11 protein-coding genes are annotated in these 17,183 nt (G+C 68.2%); 8 read left to right on the forward strand and 3 right to left on the reverse strand.

Features of this window, described 5'->3' with window-relative positions; translation table 11 throughout:
• Window positions 1-213: 213 nt before the first annotated feature.
• From XM50_RS06070 to XM50_RS06085, 4 genes are all read left to right on the forward strand, one after another.
• Window positions 214-1,968 carry a histidine kinase famiy protein gene (locus XM50_RS06070; RefSeq protein WP_046408225.1) on the forward strand — a complete coding sequence of 585 codons (1,755 nt, stop codon included), beginning with the start codon at window positions 214-216 and terminating at the stop codon, window positions 1,966-1,968.
• A 221-nt stretch (window positions 1,969-2,189) separates the two neighbouring features.
• On the forward strand, window positions 2,190-2,870 hold the full coding sequence (locus tag XM50_RS06075) for a DedA family protein (RefSeq protein WP_052742461.1): 681 nt from the start codon (window positions 2,190-2,192) through the stop codon (window positions 2,868-2,870).
• Complete coding sequence (locus tag XM50_RS06080; protein ID WP_046408226.1) at window positions 2,867-3,829, forward strand: diacylglycerol/lipid kinase family protein; 963 nt, start codon at window positions 2,867-2,869, stop codon at window positions 3,827-3,829. The genes XM50_RS06075 and XM50_RS06080 overlap by 4 nt, the downstream gene beginning before the upstream one ends.
• A gap of 128 nt (window positions 3,830-3,957) precedes the next feature.
• Window positions 3,958-4,140, forward strand: coding sequence for a CsbD family protein (locus tag XM50_RS06085; protein WP_046408228.1), 183 nt, complete (start codon window positions 3,958-3,960; stop codon window positions 4,138-4,140).
• 45 nt (window positions 4,141-4,185) lie between these two features.
• Here XM50_RS06085 and XM50_RS06090 read toward each other — a convergent pair whose 3' ends face one another.
• Both XM50_RS06090 and XM50_RS06095 read right to left on the reverse strand, forming a co-directional pair.
• Window positions 4,186-5,547 carry a sensor histidine kinase gene (locus tag XM50_RS06090; protein ID WP_046408229.1) on the reverse strand — a complete coding sequence of 454 codons (1,362 nt, stop codon included), beginning with the start codon at window positions 5,545-5,547 and terminating at the stop codon, window positions 4,186-4,188.
• Complete coding sequence (locus XM50_RS06095) at window positions 5,540-6,211, reverse strand: response regulator transcription factor (protein WP_046408230.1); 672 nt, start codon at window positions 6,209-6,211, stop codon at window positions 5,540-5,542. The genes XM50_RS06090 and XM50_RS06095 overlap by 8 nt, the downstream gene beginning before the upstream one ends.
• A 195-nt stretch (window positions 6,212-6,406) precedes the next feature.
• On the opposite strand from XM50_RS06095, the gene XM50_RS06100 reads away from it, so the two are divergent.
• From XM50_RS06100 to pbpC, 4 genes are all read left to right on the forward strand, one after another.
• Window positions 6,407-7,078 carry a DedA family protein gene (locus XM50_RS06100; protein ID WP_046408232.1) on the forward strand — a complete coding sequence of 224 codons (672 nt, stop codon included), beginning with the start codon at window positions 6,407-6,409 and terminating at the stop codon, window positions 7,076-7,078.
• Window positions 7,079-7,080: 2 nt separating this feature from the next.
• Entirely contained in the window at window positions 7,081-7,917 is an 837-nt protein-coding gene (locus XM50_RS06105; protein ID WP_046408234.1) for an undecaprenyl-diphosphate phosphatase, read from the forward strand.
• A gap of 75 nt (window positions 7,918-7,992) precedes the next feature.
• The gene (locus XM50_RS06110) at window positions 7,993-13,728 is read left to right on the forward strand and encodes an alpha-2-macroglobulin family protein (protein ID WP_046408235.1); all 5,736 of its coding nucleotides are present in this window, start codon (window positions 7,993-7,995) and stop codon (window positions 13,726-13,728) included.
• A gap of 79 nt (window positions 13,729-13,807) precedes the next feature.
• A complete protein-coding gene (gene pbpC, locus XM50_RS06115; RefSeq protein ID WP_046408284.1) occupies window positions 13,808-15,889 on the forward strand; it encodes a penicillin-binding protein 1C in 2,082 nt (693 codons plus the stop codon).
• Window positions 15,890-15,931: 42 nt separating this feature from the next.
• Here the strand turns inward: pbpC and XM50_RS06120 are convergent, their stop codons facing one another.
• Window positions 15,932-17,167: an acyl-CoA dehydrogenase family protein gene (locus tag XM50_RS06120; RefSeq protein ID WP_046408237.1), complete on the reverse strand. Its 1,236-nt coding sequence runs from the start codon at window positions 17,165-17,167 to the stop codon at window positions 15,932-15,934.
• Between the last annotated feature and the right edge of the window lie 16 nt (window positions 17,168-17,183).

Here is a 17,183-nt window from a genome sequence, read left to right on the forward strand (position 1 = left end):
ATCAGCCTGCGCAGATTGCTTGGCGGCTTCCGCTTGTCATCGCGGAATGAAGTAGGGGAAAACGGCTTCTCTACATGCCTGGCAAGGTGATGAGATGCCCACGGTCGCCGTCTGCATGACTGGCGTGCAACGCGGCCTCATCATTGCGTTTCGTCGCAAGGAAGCGCAAACATGGCTTGAACTTTTAGACTGCTGGCTCGTACCGCATTACTGATGCCTGCCCCGCACGAACCGTCCGACCCCGCCAAGCACACCGACTCCGAAGGAGGGGGGCAGGCATCCGGCCGCCCCGCGGCAGGGAAGCTGGATCAGGGCAGCACCGAGACGATGCCGCAGCCGGGGCTGCATCATTGGCGCGAAAGCACGATCACCGATCCCGATCTGCAGAATCGCGGCGGCGTGTTCTTTGCCGCGATCGAGATGACGCGGATGCCGATGATCCTCACCGATCCCAATCGGGAGGACAATCCGATCGTCTTCGCCAACAAGGCCTTCCTTGACCTCACCGGCTATGAGGAATCGGAAGTGCTCGGACGCAACTGCCGCTTTCTCCAGGGAGCGCAGACCGACCGCAACTCGGTCGCTGAGCTCCGCGAGACCGTGGCGGAGAAGGGTTCGATCGCGCTCGAGATCCTGAATTATCGCCGCGATGGTACGCCGTTCTGGAATGCGGTGTTCATCGGCCCGGTCTATGACACCGATGGCAAGCTGCAATTCTTCTTTGCCAGTCAGCTGGATGTCACGCGGCGGCGCAACACCGAGCAATCCTACCGCCAGGCCCAGAAGATGGAATCAATCGGCCAGCTCACGGCTGGGCTGGCGCACGATTTCAACAATCTGCTGCAGGTGGTGAACGGCAATCTGGAACTGGTCACCGCGACTGACGATCCCGCCCGGATCAGGCGCTACGTCGCGGCGGCGCAATCGGCGGCCGAGCGCGGTGCCAAGCTGACACGGCAATTGCTGGCCTTCGCACGCAAGACCCGGCTTGAGCCGCGCGCTGTCAACCTGACGCAGCTGGTGTCGGAATTCAGCGAGCTGATCGAAAGCTCGGTCAACAAGCAGGTCGACATTCATCTCAGCCTGCGGCGCGGCCTGCCCTATGTCGTGCTCGACCCTGACCAGCTCGAAATGGCGCTGCTGAATATCGTCAACAATGCACGCGACGCGATGAGCGACGGTGGGCTGGTGACGATTGCCACGCGCCCGCTGCGCCTGACCGAGGAAACCGCCGCCACCGACCTGGAACCCGGCGACTATGTCGTCCTTGAGGTGCAGGATGAGGGACCGGGGATGAACCCCGACGTGGCCGAGCGCGCAACTGAGCCGTTCTTCACCACCAAGGGCGTGGGCAAGGGCACGGGTCTTGGCTTGGCGATGGCCAGCGGCTTCGTGCGCCAGTCGGGCGGGCGGCTGGAGATCGAGACGGCGCCGGGTACCGGCACCACCGTCCGCATGATCTTTCCGGTCCGCCGCGACGCCGAGGTGGAGCCGGCGCGCGAGCAGCAGCAGGAGGAGCAACGCCTCGACGATACCTTGGGTCCGGCACATATCCTCGTCGTCGAGGACAATGACGAGGTGTTGGCACTGGCGCGCGAGATCCTTGAAAGCCAGGGCTACAAGGTGTCGACCGCGGTTACCGGCGAAGATGGACTGCGCCTGTTCGATGAACTGCACCCCAAGACGCGTATCGACCTGCTGTTCACCGATCTGGTGATGCCGGGCGGCATGAACGGCCTGATGCTCGGCGACGCGATCATTTCGCGCGATCCATCGGTGTCGATCCTGATGACGACGGGCTATAATGAGGAACTGGTCGTTAACGGCCCGCGCGCCCGAGCATCGGACGTGCTGAGCAAACCGTACCGCCGTGCCGAACTGCTGGACCGGGTGCGTCAGGCGCTCAATCGGCGTGGTGAGAACGGCGACCGACGTCGTCGGTCGGATTTCGGCGCGGCGCAGGCCTGAACCTCTACCGCTTCCTCGCCCGATCCGGGGCACCTATCAGCCAGTAGATTGAAAAGCCCCAATCTTTCCGTGGGGCGATTGCGCAGGAGCGGGACAGGCGGCTAGCGCCCGTTGAACGCGGGGCGCGTGTCTGCGCCCCATCTGCGTCGGGCGGTTGCCCGACGGTTCCGCCGCTGCCGCCATGTGACCGGGCAACCCCCGGTAGTCGCAGCGACGATCGAATGGACGTCCGAACGATGCACGATCGCTGGTCCGATGTTGCCGAGCTGATTGCGGCCCATCGCGAGATCGCGGGCCTGCTGATCGGCGCGCTCACCTTTCTGGAATGTACCGCGGTGGTGGGCGTGCTGTTTCCCGCGACGGCGACGATGCTGGCGATTGGGGGGATGGTCGGCGCGCGGCTGCTCGACCCGATCGTCATCGGCCCGCCTGCGATCATCGGGGCGATCCTGGGCGGCTGGCTGTCGTTCCGGATGGGTCGCTGGCTTGGCCCGCGGGTGCTGTACCGCCGGCCGTTCCGGCGCCATCGCCCCGCTGCGGCGCGGGCGCGATTGCTGTTCAGCCGCCACGGTGTCGCCCTGCTGCTGGCAGCGCGCTATTATGCGCCGGCGCGCGCGACCGTGCCGATGGTGGCCGGCATCCTCAACATGCGCCGGTCGCGCTTCCACATCGCAGATGCGGCGGCCGCAGTGCTGTGGGTCTTGTCGCTGCTGACGATCGGCAGCCTCGCCGCCGCTGCACTTGATGAGGTGGCGATCGGCGCGACGGGCAAGCTGATCCTGTTTGCCGCGATGGTGATCCTGACGAGCGCGATCAGCACCGCCGCGATGAAGCGGCTGTTTGGCGGAGAGCGCGGCCGGGTGCGCGGTGGGATGGACGCGCGGGAGGCGGCGCGTCCGTGACCCTCGCCCTTGCCGCGGCCATCCCGGCCGCAACTCATCGCGTGGCGATCGTCCGCAACATCTACAGCCGGCACAATCGGGGTCGGGCCGACGCGCACCAGCCAGCCACGGTCGCGGGCATCCCGGTGCACGAGCCTGCCAGCAAGGCGGCGCTGGAACGCCATCTGGCGCAGCTTGCGGCCGAGGGGGTGGAGACGCTGGTCGTTGACGGCGGTGACGGAACGATCCGTGATATCCTGACGATCGGCCTGCCCCTCTTCGGTGCCCGAATGCCGGCGATCGCGCCGGCCCCATCCGGCAAGACCAATGCGCTGGCGCATGACCTCGGCATTGGCACGCGCTCGCTTGAGGATGCCGTGCGGGCAATCGCAGACGGCCGGCGGGTCACGCGCCGCGCGCTGGCAGTGACGCGGGCAGGGGAGGCGACGGTGCTGCACGGCTTCTTGTTGGGCAGCGGCGCCTTCGTGCGCGCCACTGCGCTGGCGCAGCGGGCACATCGCTTCGGCGCGTTCAACGGGGTCGCCGTGGGACTGTCGCTCGCCTCGGTGATCGGCCGGACGCTATTTGGCGGTGACAATGGCGTCTGGCGCCGTGGGGAGCCGATGGCGCTGGCACGCGACGGCAGGGTCGCGATCGACCACCAGACCTATATGTTTCTGGCCGCCGCGCTGACCCGCTTCCCGCTGGGATTAGCGCCGCTCGGGAATGGGCCGTTTGCGGACGACCGTGTCGCCAGCCTCACCATCGACGCACCGCCGCGGCACTTGCCACGCTACTTGCCGGCGCTGCTGCGCGGCGGTGCCGACGATGCGCTCGCACGGGCCGGCTATCACCGCTGCCGCGACCGTCAGGTGGAGCTGGACACCACAAGCGGCTTCGTGATCGACGGCGAGCGGTTCGATGGCGGACGGATCATGATCCGGCGCGGCCCGGTCGTGACCTTCATCGCCGGCCGCTGATCCATCGACAATCATTGAAAGCTGCCAATGTTGTGCCCGGCGGCCGGCGCGAACGGCACCCGCCCGCCTTGTGACGCGTTAATGATCCGAAGCGACCCCGTTGCGGGGCCGTGACAAGGAGAACGACCATGGGTGAAGCCACCGACAAGCTCGCCGCCGCCGGCAACAAGCTGGCTGGCAACATCAAGGAAGCGGTCGGCAAGTCGACCAACAATCCCGATCTCGCCGCCGAAGGCCAGGCGCAGCAACTCAAGGGCACCGGCCAGGATGTGAAGGGCAGCGTCAAGGGCGCGCTGGGCGACAAGATCTGAACCGATGGCCTGCCGCGCCGGGAAGATGTCCGGCGCGGCGGGCGATCAATGTGCGGCCTTTTGCATCCGCGGCAGGATGATCCGCACGCTGAGCCCCGGCGCATTGTCGGCCAGCTCGATCGTGCCACCGTGCGAGGCGACGATCGCCGCCACCAGGCTCAGGCCCAGCCCGTGGCCGCTGCCGCCACTCGCCATTCGCTCAAACGGTTGCAGCGCGCGCGCCCGATCCGCCTCGGCAATGCCAGGGCCATCGTCGGCGATGGTCAGCTCGGCCGTTGGATGGGCGCTGTCCTTGCCCGATGTCAGTGACAGCGTGATGCGCGTCCCCGGCGGCGTGTAGCGCAAGGCGTTTTCCAGCAGGTTGACGACGATCTGCGCCAGGAGGTCGCGGTCGCCGTTGACGGTGATGCCCGGCTCCAGCCGGGTGACAAGCGCGCGTCGCCCGTCCTCCGCCGCCAGCGCATAGCTTTCCGCGAGCGCCTCGACCGTGGCGGTGAGCGCGACAGGACGGAAATAGGCCCGAAGCCCGCCTGCTTCGACCTCGGCGATGCGCAGCAGCGCCGCGAACAGCGACAGGATTGAATCGATATCGGCGATCGACCGCTCGATCGCCGCAGCTTCCGGCGTACCCTCTCCGGCATCGGCCAGCGATTGCTCCATCCGCAGCCGCAGCCGCATGATCGGCGTGCGCAGCTCATGCGCGACGTCGCTCGATACACGGCGAAGGTTGACGATGTGCGCCGCGTTGCGATCCAGCATATCGTTCAGCGTCGCGGCGAGCTGGTCGAACTCGTCATTCTGCTGGCTGACCGGTATCCGGGCGTCGAGCTGCCCGCGGCTGACCGCGCTGGCGATGCGATTGATGGTGTTGAGGCGGCCGATGATGGTGCGGCCGAACAGCGCGCTGCCGACGATGGCGATGGCGACCAGCAATACGAGTCCCAGCGCAAACAGGAACAGCAGGCGATTGCGCAGCTGGACGGGCAGGTCCGATTCCATCGCCACCGTCAACTGAAGCCCGCCGGGCAGCCGGGTGACGAGCGATCGCGCGGGGTGTCCCTCGCCATCGGGATCGCGGAAACGGATGTCGTGCCAGCCCTCGCCCAGCGCCTCGGTAACGAGTTCGCCGCCCAGCCGTTGCCCGTCGGGCGCGGTCAGGAGATAGCCGAAGCTGTTGACGCCGCGATCGTCGCGCCGGCGCAGCGCCTCCATCAGCGCGGCAAGATCGCCTTCCTCGGCAACGGCCCGCAGCGCGCGGGTTTCGGCGATGATCTGTGCGTCGAGCTGCTCATGCACCACGTCCTCGCCGAGCAGATAGGCGCCGGCACCGAGCAGCAGGGTGACCAGCGCGAAGCCGGCGGTGAAGAACAGCGTGATCTGCCGGACCGTATGCGCGCGGTCAGGCATCGGGATTCAATCGGTAGCCGACACCGCGCACCGTGGTGATGGCGTCGACGGCAAAGCCCGCGTTCAGTTTCTGCCGCAGCCGGCTCATGTGCGTTTCGACGATGTTGGTCTGCGGATCGAAATGGAGGTGCCAGACCTGCTCCAGCAGCATGGTGCGCGACACGGTCTTTCCATTCTGGCTGACCAGCCGTTCGAGCAACGCGAACTCGCGCGGCTGGAGAACGATGCGCTGGTCGCCACGCCACGCTTCGCGGCGCAGCCGATCGATCCGGATGCTGCCGAAGGTGGCGACCGCCTGCAGGTTCATGCCCCGCCGCAGCAGCGCCTCGACGCGCGCGACCAGTTCCGCCACCGCAAAGGGCTTCACCAGATAATCATCCGCCCCCGCGCGCAGCCCGGTTACCCGGTCCTCGATCGATCCTAGCGCCGTGAGCATCAGCACCGGGCCTAGATAGCCGCGGCCGCGCGCCTCGATCACCATCGAAACGCCGTCCGTGTCGGGCAGCATGCGGTCCACGACGAGGAGGTCGGGGGCATCCGCCTGCAAGCTGCGCAACCCGGCCTCGGCGCTGGGTTCAACGACCGCCGTATGTCCCTCCGCGGTCAAGGCATCGAGGATCCGCGCGCCCGCCTCCGCCTCGTCCTCGACAATCAGCAATCGCACGCACCACCTCCCGCCGTGATCCCCTCACTCATAAACGCTGTTGCGCGGCATCGCGCGGCAGAAAGGTTGCAAATTCCCAATCTTCGGGGCGGGCGATTGAGCGTCCGCGTCGGTCCGCCTAGTGCCGCAACCCCGTGACCTGTGCCCTGTCCCCCGCCACCCGCCGTTCCACTCGCCCCATCGGGAGCCGCTGACGTGGATGAAGCAATCGGCCGCGTCGCCACCTTCATCGCCGATCATGCCATCTGGGCCGGACCGATCGTCATGCTGCTGACCTTTGGCGAATCCTTGGTCGTCATCGGCATGCTGATCCCCGCCACCGCGCTGATGATCGCGATCGGTGGGATGATCGGCACCGGTCTGCTGGATCCGGCGAGCGTACTGATCTGGGCCATCGTTGGCGCGGTCCTCGGCGACTGGGTATCCTATGTGCTCGGCCGCAAGTTCGGACCGGCGGCGTTCCGGCGCTGGCCGCTCAACCGCTATCGGCTGGCGGCGGCAAAGGCGCGGCTGGTGTTTCGCCGTTATGGCGCGGCGTCGATCCTGCTGGGCCGGTTCCTCGGTCCGATGCGGTCGACCGTACCGCTGGTCGCCGGGGTGCTCGGCATGCGCCAGCGCACCTTCCAGATCGCCAATGTCGTCTCGGCGATCCTGTGGGTGCCCGCGCTGCTGCTGCCCGGCTATCTCGCGGCGCGGTCGGTCGGCGGCGTGCAGATCACCGAGATGCACCTTCTCGCCGTGGCCGGCATCGTCGCGGTCATCACGCTGGGCGGCAGCGCGCTGAGCGTGCGGTTCCTGCGCCGCGGCATGGCCCCGCGTGAGCGCCGCGCCCTGACCCCGCGCACGCCGCAGCGCGACCCCTCCTGACGATGGCGAGCAGCTGGGTCGAGGCGGCGATCCTGGGGCTGGTACAGGGGCTGACCGAGTTTCTGCCCGTTTCGTCCAGCGCGCATCTGCGCATCGTGGGGGCGCTGATGAACCCCGGAACGGATCCGGGCGCCGCCTTCACCGCCATCACGCAGATCGGCACCGAACTGGCCGTGCTGCTGTACTTCCGCCGCGATCTGTGGCGCATCGCCACCGCATGGCTGGGCGCGCTGGGCAAGCCGTGGCGCGCGATGGACGCCGACGCGCGCGCCGGCTGGCTGGTGCTGATCGGCACGCTGCCGATCGTGGTGCTCGGCCTGTTGTTCAAGGATGCGATCGAAACGGTGCTGCGCGACCTGCGCATCACCGCGACCATGCTGATCGTGTTCGCGATTGTCCTCGGCTTCGCCGACCGTGTCGGGGCGAAGCGCCGGCCGCTGGAATCGATGAGCGTGCGCGACGGCATCCTGCTCGGCTTTGCACAGGCGATGGCGCTGATTCCCGGCGTGTCCCGGTCAGGGGGCACGATCAGCGCCGGGCTGCTGCTGGGTTACACGCGTGAGGCAGCGGCGCGCTATTCATTCCTCCTCGCCGTGCCCGCCGTGCTGGGCTCCGGATTGTATCAGTTGGCGAAAAGCTGGGGTGACTGGGGCCCGATCGGGCCGGGTGAAACCGCGCTGGCGACGCTGATCGCCTTCATCGTCGGCTATGGCGTCATCGTCGTGTTCCTGCGGCTGGTGAGCACACGCGGCTATTGGCCTTTCGTGATCTACCGCATTGCCATCGGGCTCGCCGTATTCGCACTGGTCAGCGCGGGGATCATTCCCGCGACTGCCTGATCCCACCCTGCTATTCCGCTGGACTTGAGCCGCGCGGAAAGTAGCCTGGAAGGCGGGCATCGGAGGGGTGGGGGCATGAAGCCAACGATTGGGTTTGCGCTGCTGGCCATGCTCCTCGTGCCCGCCAGCGTGTCGGGTGACAACAGCCCTCGCGTCGTCATGGCTACGCCCGGCGGCAGCGGCGGGACGATCGATCGCTTCACGATCCGCTTCAGCCAGCCGATGGTGCCGCTGGGCGATCCGCGCGCGGCGTCACCCGTCACCGTCACCTGTTCGATCAACGGCGAGGGTCGCTGGGTCGATCAGCAGACCTATGTGTGGGAATTCGTCGGTCCGCTCCCCGGCGGCACGAGCTGCGAACTCAAGACGCGCGACGGGCTGAAGAGCGTCAGCGGCTATGCGCTGCCCGCGCAGCAGCGCTTCACCGTCGACGCCGGCGGTCCGCGTGCGCGTGCCGTGCTTCCCGCCAGCCGTGACGAGATCGAGGAGGATCAGGTGTTCCTGGTCGCCGCCAATATGCGCGCCTTGCCTGCCTCGGTGGCCGCCAATGCCTATTGCGCGGTGGATGGGATCGGCGAGAAGATCGCGGTCGACGTTCTGCCCGCCGATGTGCCGGCCAAGGTGCTGTCGGGGATGGGCAGCGATCGCTGGGAAGTGCGCAGCTTCCTCGAAAATGCCGGCCTTCCCGACGCGCTCCCCGACAATGCCGCAGACCGGCAGAAGATGCTGGGGGCGGTGACGGCGCTGCAATGCCGGCGCCCGCTGCCGCCGGGACGCGACATGGCGCTGGTGTGGGGCGGAAAGATCGCAGGCGCTGGCGGCAGGCTGGCCGGCGCCGACCAGCGTTTCGACTATAGCGTGCGCGCGCCTTTCACGGCGCGGTTCGAATGCAGCCGCACCAATCCGCAAGCGGGGTGCAGCCCGGTACAGCCGGCGCGGGTCCGCTTCACCGCGCCCGTGCCGCTGAGCCAGGCCGCTGCGATCCGCCTGACCACCGCCGATGGCAAGCAGATCGCGCCCAAGCTGTCGGATGAGGCGCGCCGTAATGCGACGGTGACCGACGTGACCTTTGCCGCGCCGCTGCCGGCGGGCACCACCGGCACGATCACGCTCCCTGCGGGGATCAAGGATGAGAGCGGGCGCCCGCTCGCCAATGCCGAACGCTTCCCCCTCGACGTCCGCTTCGATGTGGCACCCCCGCTGGTGAAGTTCGCCGCGAGCTTCGGCATCCTCGAGGCTGGCGAGGGCGGCGTGCTGCCGGTGACGGTGCGCAACGTCGAGCCTGAGTTGCAGGGCCGCGGCGTGGCGGTTAGCGGCGACAGCCTGCGCGTGACTGGCGGCGATGGCGAGATCGCACGCTGGTTGCGCGCGGTCGCCACCGCGGACGAGACCGACATTGAGACGGTCGAACGGGGATCGGAAACGATCCGCATCAATCACACGGGCGAGAAATCCATCCTCCCCGCTGGTGCCGGATCGCCGATCACGGTGACGTTGCCGGGCAAGGGCAAGGAGTTCGAAGTCGTCGGCATTCCGCTGACCAAGCCGGGCTTCTACGTGGTCGAGCTCGCCAGTCCGGTGCTTGGCCGCGCGCTGCTGGGTCGCGATCAGACGCGCTATGTCGCCACTGCTGCGCTGGTCACCAACATGGCGGTCCATTTCAAATGGGGAGAGGAACGCAGCCTTGCCTGGGTAACGCAATTGTCGGACGGCAAGCCCGCCGCGAATGCGCTGGTGCAGGTGACCGACAGTTGCACGGGCAAGCTGCTGGCGCGCGGCATGACCGATCGCACCGGCGGCCTCTTCATCCCCGCCGGCCTGCCGCGGCCCGAAACCTATTCCAATTGCGAATCCGTCGGTTCTCCCCATGCGCTGATGGTCTCCGCGCGGCGCGGCGACGATTTCAGCTTCGCGCTCTCCGACTGGGGCGAGGGCATCCGGCCGTATGATTTCGACCTGCCCTATGGCTACACCGCGCGTGGCGAGATGGTCCACACCGTGTTCGATCGCGCGCTCGTGCGGCGGGGCGACACGATCCACATGAAGCATATCCTGCGCCGTCCGATCGGCGCCGGATTCGCCCTGGCGCCCGCCGTTCGTGGCACGCTGCGCTTGTCGCACCGCGGATCGGACACACAGTTCGAGCTGCCACTGGCGATCAATGCCAGCGGCGTGGGCGAAAACAGCTGGACCGCCCCCAAGGGCGCGCCAATGGGGGATTACGACCTCTCGATCATCGCGGGCGATCGATCGATCGAGACGAACCAGTCCTTCCGCGTCGACGAATATCGCCTGCCCACCATGCGCGCTACAGTGACAGGTCCGAAGGCGGCGCTGGTGCGGCCGGCCCGTGTGCCACTTGACCTCTACGCCGGCTATCTGTCGGGCGGCGGCGCATCCAACCTGCCGGTGGACCTGCGCGTCGGCTGGTTCGCGCGCAGTGCAACGCCCGCGGGCTATGACAATTTCACCTTTGGCGGACGTGCGGTCATCGAAGGCGTACGGCCGCTGAACGGTGAGGGCGAGGAGGATCGCACCGAATTGCCACCGACGCAGACGGTGCCAGTGCGCCTGGGCGCCGATGGCACCGCACGCCAGACGATCGACGTACCGCAATCACTCGACGGCAGCGCCGACATGCGCGTTGAGATGGATTACCAGGATGCCAATGGCGAGACGCTGACCGCGTCGCGCACCATCCCCATCTATGCCTCCGGGGTGCAACTGGGCATCCGAACCGACGGCTGGCTGATGAAGCAGGATGACCTCAGGCTGCGGTTCGTCGCGCTGAACACCGAGGGAAAGCCGATCAAGGGGCAGAAGATCGCGGTGGCGCTGTACCGCCGTGAGGTGTTGACCGCGCGGCGGCGGCTGATCGGCGGCTTCTACGCCTATGACAATCAGATGCGCACGACGAAGCTGGACGCTGGGTGCACCGCGACCACCGACGCGCAGGGGCTGGCGCAATGCACCGTCGACCCGGGGGTGTCGGGCGAAGTCTATGCCGTGGCGACCACCACGGATGCCGACGGCCATGTCGCACGCGCGGTGCGCAGCGTGTGGCTGGCGGGCGAGGACGATTGGTGGTTCGGCGGCGACAATGGCGACCGGATGGACCTGATCCCCGAGCAGCAGACTTACAAGGCCGGCGATACCGCGCGCTTCCAGGTGCGCATGCCATTCCGCGAGGCAACCGCGCTGGTAACGGTCGAGCGCGAGGGCGTGCTGTCCAGCTTCGTCACCCATCTATCGGGCAACAATCCGGTCGTGTCTGTGCCGATGGCCGGCAGCTTTGCCCCCGACGTCTATGTATCGGTGATGGCGGTGCGCGGCCGGGTGGAAAGCGGGTTCTGGACGTGGATCAACCGGATCGCGCGCACACTGGGGTTGTCGAGCAAGCCGGACGAGGCGCAGGCTCCCACCGCGCTCGTTGATCTCGCCAAGCCGGCCTATCGCATGGGCATGGCCAGGGTGAAGGTCGGCTGGGAAGCGCACGAACTGCGCATCGCGGTGAAGGCGGACCGGGACCGTTATGCCCCGCGTGATACCGCGCAAGTGGCGGTTGAGGTCCGCCGCCCCGACGGGAAGCCGGCACGGTCGGCCGACCTTGCCTTTGTCGCCGTCGATCAGGCGCTGTTGCAACTGGCGCCGAACGAAAGCTGGAACCTGCTCCCCGCCATGATGGGGGAACGGCCGCTGTCGGTGCTGACCTCCACCGCGCAGATGCAGGTGGTGGGCAAGCGCCATTACGGGCGCAAGGCGGTGGAGGCTGGCGGTGGCGGCGGTGATGCCTCCGCGCTCAACCGTGAGAATTTCGAGCCCGTGCTGCTGTGGCGCGATCGGGTGGCGCTCGACGAACAGGGCCGCGCCCGCATCGCCGTGCCGTTGTCGGATGCGCTGTCGTCGTTCAAGCTGGTGGGGATCGCCACCGACGGCGCGCAATTGTTCGGCACCGGCAGCACCGATATTCGCACGGCGCAGGATCTGTCGATCTTCGCCGGGCTGCCGCCGCTGGTGCGCACAGGCGATTATTATTCGGCCGCCTTCACGCTGCGCAATGGCTCCGCCCGGCCGATGACGGTGACCGCCAATGTCGACGTCTTCCCGCGTATTGCCGCTGGGCGCCCGCTGACGGTGACGATCCCGGCGGGTGGCGCCAAGGCGGTGGCGTGGAACCTGACCGCACCCCAGGGACATGACAGGCTGCGCTGGCAGGTGAGCGCACGTGCCACCGATGGCCGCGCAAGCGACAGGATCACCGTCACGCAGGATGTGATTCCCGCGGTCCCGGTCAAGGTTTGGGCGGGGACGCTCGCCCGCGTCGGCGCCGACACGCAGATCCCGATCGCACCACCGGCCGGCGCGCTTCCCGGCCGCGGCACGCTCGACATCCGGCTCGACGACAGCCTCGCGCCGCCGCTGCAGGGCGTGCGCGCCTATATGGCCGCCTATCCCTATCAGTGTTTCGAGCAAAGATTGTCGCGCATCGTGGTGCTGGGCGATGGTGCGGGGTGGAGCCAGCTCGCCGGTGAACTGCCCACCTATCAGGCGCCTGACGGCCTGTTGCGTTACTTCCCGGGCGATCAGCTCAACGGATCGGAAGTGCTGACCGCTTATGTCCTGTCCATGGCGGGGGAAGCGGGGCTCGCCCTTCCGGAGACAGCCAAGGCCAGGATGATCGAGGCGCTGAAAGCCGTGCTCGACGGCCGCTTGCGGCGCGACGACTTCGGCGACGTCAGGCTGCAGCGGGTGGCAGCGCTGGCGGCGCTGGCGCGCGCCGGGGCCGCAACGCCGGCGATGCTGGGTCAGATCGGCATGCCGATCGGCGACATGCCGACCGGCACGCTCGCCGATTATCTCGCCGCGATCGAGCGGATCCCGGGGCTGGCCAATGCCCCGGCGCTCCGCGCAGAGGGGGAGCGCGTGCTGCGCACCCGGCTGGTCTATGAAGGAACGCGGCTCGACCTCACCGACCAGGCAGCCGCGCCGTGGTGGCTGATGTCCTCGGGTGACGAGACTGCGATCAAGGCGACGCTGGTCACGTTGGGACGGCCGGGGTGGCAGGACGATGCGCCGCGGATGATGGTCGGCACCGCGCTGCGACAGAACCGCGGGCATTGGGACACGACGACCGCCAATGCCTGGGGCGTGGTTGCGGCGCGCAAGTTCGCGTCGCTGTATCCTCCCGAGGCGATCGGCGGCACGACGATGCTGCGCTATGCGGGGCGGCAGATCGCGAAGAATTGGCCGCTCGCCGCGTCCGCGCGCAACGCGGCGTTCCCGCTCGCCGCTGCGCCCGCCCCATTGCGGCTCGCGCAAACGGGCGGGGCGGGGCCATGGGCCACTGTCTCCGTCTCGGCTGCGGTGCCGCTGACCAGGCCGCTGGCCGCCGGCTATCGCATGACGCGCGAGGTCAGCGTGGTGCAGGCGCGCAACGCCGGGCGGCTGACCCGCGGCGATGTGTTGAAGGTGACGATCACCGTCGACGCCTCGGCCGAGCGCAATTGGGTGGTGGTGAGCGATCCCGTCCCCGCTGGCGCGACGATCGTCGGCGACCTCGGCGGGCAATCGGCGATGCTGCAAGCCGGGAATGACGGCGAAGGCGTCTCGCCTGCCTATGTCGAACGGGGGCGCGAAGCGTGGCGCGCCTATTTTGCCTGGGTGCCGCGCGGCCGGTTCCAGGTGTCGTACAGCCTGAGGCTGAACGGCGCCGGCCGGTTCAACCTGCCCCCCAGCCGGGTGGAGGCGCTGTATTCGCCCGCGATCCGCGCTGCCGTCCCCAATGCGCCCGTCGTCGTTGCCGCCCAGTAACGTGCCGGCGAACGAATGTCGCGACGGCACGGGTGAGACGCGGCCGCGGGTCGGCGCGCGGGGTGTCGCGGTCGCCACGATTGCGGTCGCGGCGCTTGGCCTTGGCGTCGCGGATTATGCGACCTATCCCGCACCCCTGCCGGACTATGCCGCCGCCCGCGCCGCCTATCGCCCCTCCGAGGCGTGGCTGTACGACCGAAACGGCGTGCTGGTGGACAGTTCGCGGGTCGATTTCGCCGCGCGACGACTGGCATGGACGCCGCTGGACCAGATTGCTCCGGCAGTGCCGCGGACGATCGTCGCGGCCGAGGACCGCCGCTTCGCGCAGCATGGCGGTGTCGACTGGCTGGCGCTCGCGGGATCGGCGTGGGGGCGGGTGAAGGGGCAGCGCGCGCGCGGCGCGAGTACGCTGTCGATGCAAGTCGCGGCGTTCCTGTCGCCCGACCTCGCAGCGCCGGGCGCGCGCGGGTGGCGCGACAAATGGCGGCAGGCGCGCACCGCCCGAGCGCTGGAGGCGCGCTGGACCAAGCCGCAGATCCTGGAGGCTTATCTCAACCTCGCCCCCTTCCGCGGCGAGGCGCAGGGGATTGGGGCGGCGGCGCTGGGGCTGTTCGGCAAGACGCCGGTGGCCTTGTCACGCGAGGATGCGGTGCTGCTCGCCGCGCTTCTGCCCGATCCGCAGGGCAGCGCCGAACGGCTGGCGGCGCGCGCATGCCGGCTGGCGCAGGCGCGCGACTGCACCGGCTATCAGGCGGCGGCGGCATCGATGCTGAGCCCGGCGCGAAGCCTGGCGCTCGATCCCGGACTGGCGCCGCACCTGTCCGACCGGCTGCTGACCAGCGCCGGCGCGCGCGTTCACACGACGCTCGACATCCGAACCCAGCGCATGGCGGCGGCAGCGCTGCGCCGGCAGTTGCAGGGGCTGGGCGGCAGCCGTGCGCGCGACGGCGCGGTGCTGGTGGTCGACAATGAAAGCGGCGACGTGCTGGCCTATGTTGGTGGGATTGGCGGCGCATCGACGGCGCCGGCGGTGGACGGCGCGAGCAGCTATCGCCAGGCGGGATCGACGCTGAAGCCGTTCCTGTACGCGCAGGCGATCGAGCGTGGCTATCTGACCGCGGCGTCGATCCTCGACGACTCACCGGTTCAGCTGGACACTGCGTCGGGCCTCTACGTGCCGCAGAATTACGATCGAGGGTTCAAAGGGCCGGTATCGGCGCGCGCTGCCTTGGCAGGCTCGCTCAACGTGCCCGCGGTGCGCACCCTGCTGCTGGTCGGGGTGGATCCATTCCGCGACCGGCTATGGGACATGGGATATCGCGGGCTGACCGAGGCCGGGCAATATTACGGCTTCTCGCTGGCGCTGGGATCGGCGGAGGTGACGCTGCTGGAACAGGCGGCGGCCTATCGCAGCCTGGCACTGGGCGGCGCATGGTCGCCGTTGCGGGTGATCAGGGACCAACCGCGCACGCCGCCGCGACAGGTGACGACCGGCCCGGCGGCGTGGATCGTCGGGGACATGATGGCCGATCCCAATGCCCGCGCGGCGACCTTCGGCCTCGATTCCGCGCTTCGGCTGCCGTTCTGGGCCGCGGTGAAGACCGGCACGTCAAAGGCGATGCGCGACAATTGGTGCATCGGCTATTCGGATCGCTTCACCGTCGCTGTTTGGGTCGGCAATGTGGAGGGCGATCCGATGCGGGCGGTGTCGGGCACCAGCGGCGCGGCGCCGGTGTGGCGCGACGTCATGATGGCGCTTCACGCCCGGGCGCCAGGTGGGGCGCCGCCGAAGCCGGCAGGTGTCGAGGCGCGCCAGATCGTGTTCGATGGTCAGCTGGAACAGCCGCGGCGCGAATATTTCCTTACCGGCACCGGGCAATCCCGCATCACTGCCGCCCCGCGCGAGGCGCGCCGGCCGCGGATCGTCAGCCCGGTGACCGGCACCGTCTATGCGATCGATCCCGACATCCCGCCCGATCGCCAGCGGTTCGCCGTCGCGGTAACCGGGGACGTGGTGGCGCAGCGGCTGGTGCTCGACGGACGCGATATGGGCCCGGCGAGCGCGGCGCCGCCCATCGCCGCAGCGCCAGGCCAGCACCGCCTGCGGCTGATCGACGCCGGCGGCGCCACCGTCGACGAGGTGCGCTTCACGATCCGCTGAGCGGCCGCCGCCCGGATCGATGACCCGGGCGCCAGGCTGCGATCAGAGCAGATCGCCGCCGCAGGCCGATGCGGTGGTGCCGGTACGCTCATACGCCTTGATGACGTTGCGGCCGACCGTCCAGCGGTGGACCTCGTCCGGGCCGTCGACCAGCCGCTGCGAGCGGATATGGGTGTACCAGGCGGCGAGCGGGGTATCGAGGCTGAAGCCAAGCGCGCCGTGCAGCTGGATCGCGGTGTCGACCACCTGATGCACCATGTTCGCAAGGAAGATCTTGGCGATCGAATTTTCCTGCCGGATATCGTCGCCGCGCTCCGCCTTGTAGGCGATGTGGAGCAGCATCAGCCGCGCCTTGTAGATTTCCGCCGCGCAATCGGCGAGCATCCACTGGACACCCTGCCGCTCCTTCAGGAGCTTGCCGAACGTCTCGCGCTGGATGACGTGCGCGGTGGCGAGGTCGAGCGCGCGCTGCGCCATCGACACATTGTGCATGCCATGGCGCAGGCGGCCGTAGGCGAGGCGATGCTGGCCCATGTTGAAGCCATTGCCCTCGCCGCCGAGCAGATCCTCGGCCGGGACGACGAGATCCTTGATCTCGACCTCCGAATGGCCGCCGCCGAGGATTTCGGTCAGCGGGCCGTGCACTGCCATGGTCTCAATATCGCGGAGGATCTTATAGCCGGGGTTGGGCAGTTCGACGATGAAGGTCGAATAGCGCTGATGGCGCGGCGCGTCGGGATCGGTCATCGCCATGACGAGCGCGATGTCGGCGACGCTGGCGGCGGAGGAGAACCACTTCTCGCCGTTCAGCACGTAATTTTCGTTGCCGTCCTTCACCGCGCGGGTCTGCATGCCGGTGGCGTCGGCGCCTGCCGCCTTCTCGGTCATCGAATAGCAGATGCGCTTCTCGCCGTTGAGCAGCGGCTTGAGATACTTCTCCTTCTGATGCTCGGTGCCGTGCGCCAGCAGCGTCATCATCGTCGCGTCATCGGGGCCTTGCGTGTTCATCGACAGCGCGCCGAGATGGCTTTCGCCAAGCTCCATCTGGACGAGAGCGTTGGCGAGCGGCCCAAGCCCCATGCCGCCATATTCCTTGGGGATGAACGGACACCACAGGCCCTGCGCACGCGCCTTGGCGCGCAGTTCATTGAGGACCGTCTTGTAATCCTCGCCCGCGACCAGCCGCTTTTCAGCGGGCTTGCATTCGTCATGCACCCATTGGCGCACCCGCTCGCGGATCGCCTTGGCCTCGGCCGGGATTTCGAAATCGATCGACATGTGATCACTCTCCTGA

Source organism: Sphingomonas sp. Ag1, from assembly GCF_000980895.1.
In the GTDB taxonomy this organism is placed as follows: Bacteria; Pseudomonadota; Alphaproteobacteria; order Sphingomonadales; family Sphingomonadaceae; genus Sphingomonas; species Sphingomonas panaciterrae.

What these genes read in the sequence shown, in the direction of transcription:
- XM50_RS06070 (WP_046408225.1), top strand. Translation starts at nt 214, where the DNA reads ATGCCTGCCCCGCACGAACCGTCCGACCCCGCCAAGCACACCGACTCC.
- XM50_RS06075 (WP_052742461.1), top strand. Translation starts at nt 2,190, where the DNA reads ATGGACGTCCGAACGATGCACGATCGCTGGTCCGATGTTGCCGAGCTG.
- XM50_RS06085 (WP_046408228.1), top strand. Translation starts at nt 3,958, where the DNA reads ATGGGTGAAGCCACCGACAAGCTCGCCGCCGCCGGCAACAAGCTGGCT.
- XM50_RS06090 (WP_046408229.1), bottom strand. Translation starts at nt 5,547, where the DNA reads ATGCCTGACCGCGCGCATACGGTCCGGCAGATCACGCTGTTCTTCACC.
- XM50_RS06105 (WP_046408234.1), top strand. Translation starts at nt 7,081, where the DNA reads ATGGCGAGCAGCTGGGTCGAGGCGGCGATCCTGGGGCTGGTACAGGGG.
- XM50_RS06110 (WP_046408235.1), top strand. Translation starts at nt 7,993, where the DNA reads ATGAAGCCAACGATTGGGTTTGCGCTGCTGGCCATGCTCCTCGTGCCC.
- XM50_RS06120 (WP_046408237.1), bottom strand. Translation starts at nt 17,167, where the DNA reads ATGTCGATCGATTTCGAAATCCCGGCCGAGGCCAAGGCGATCCGCGAG.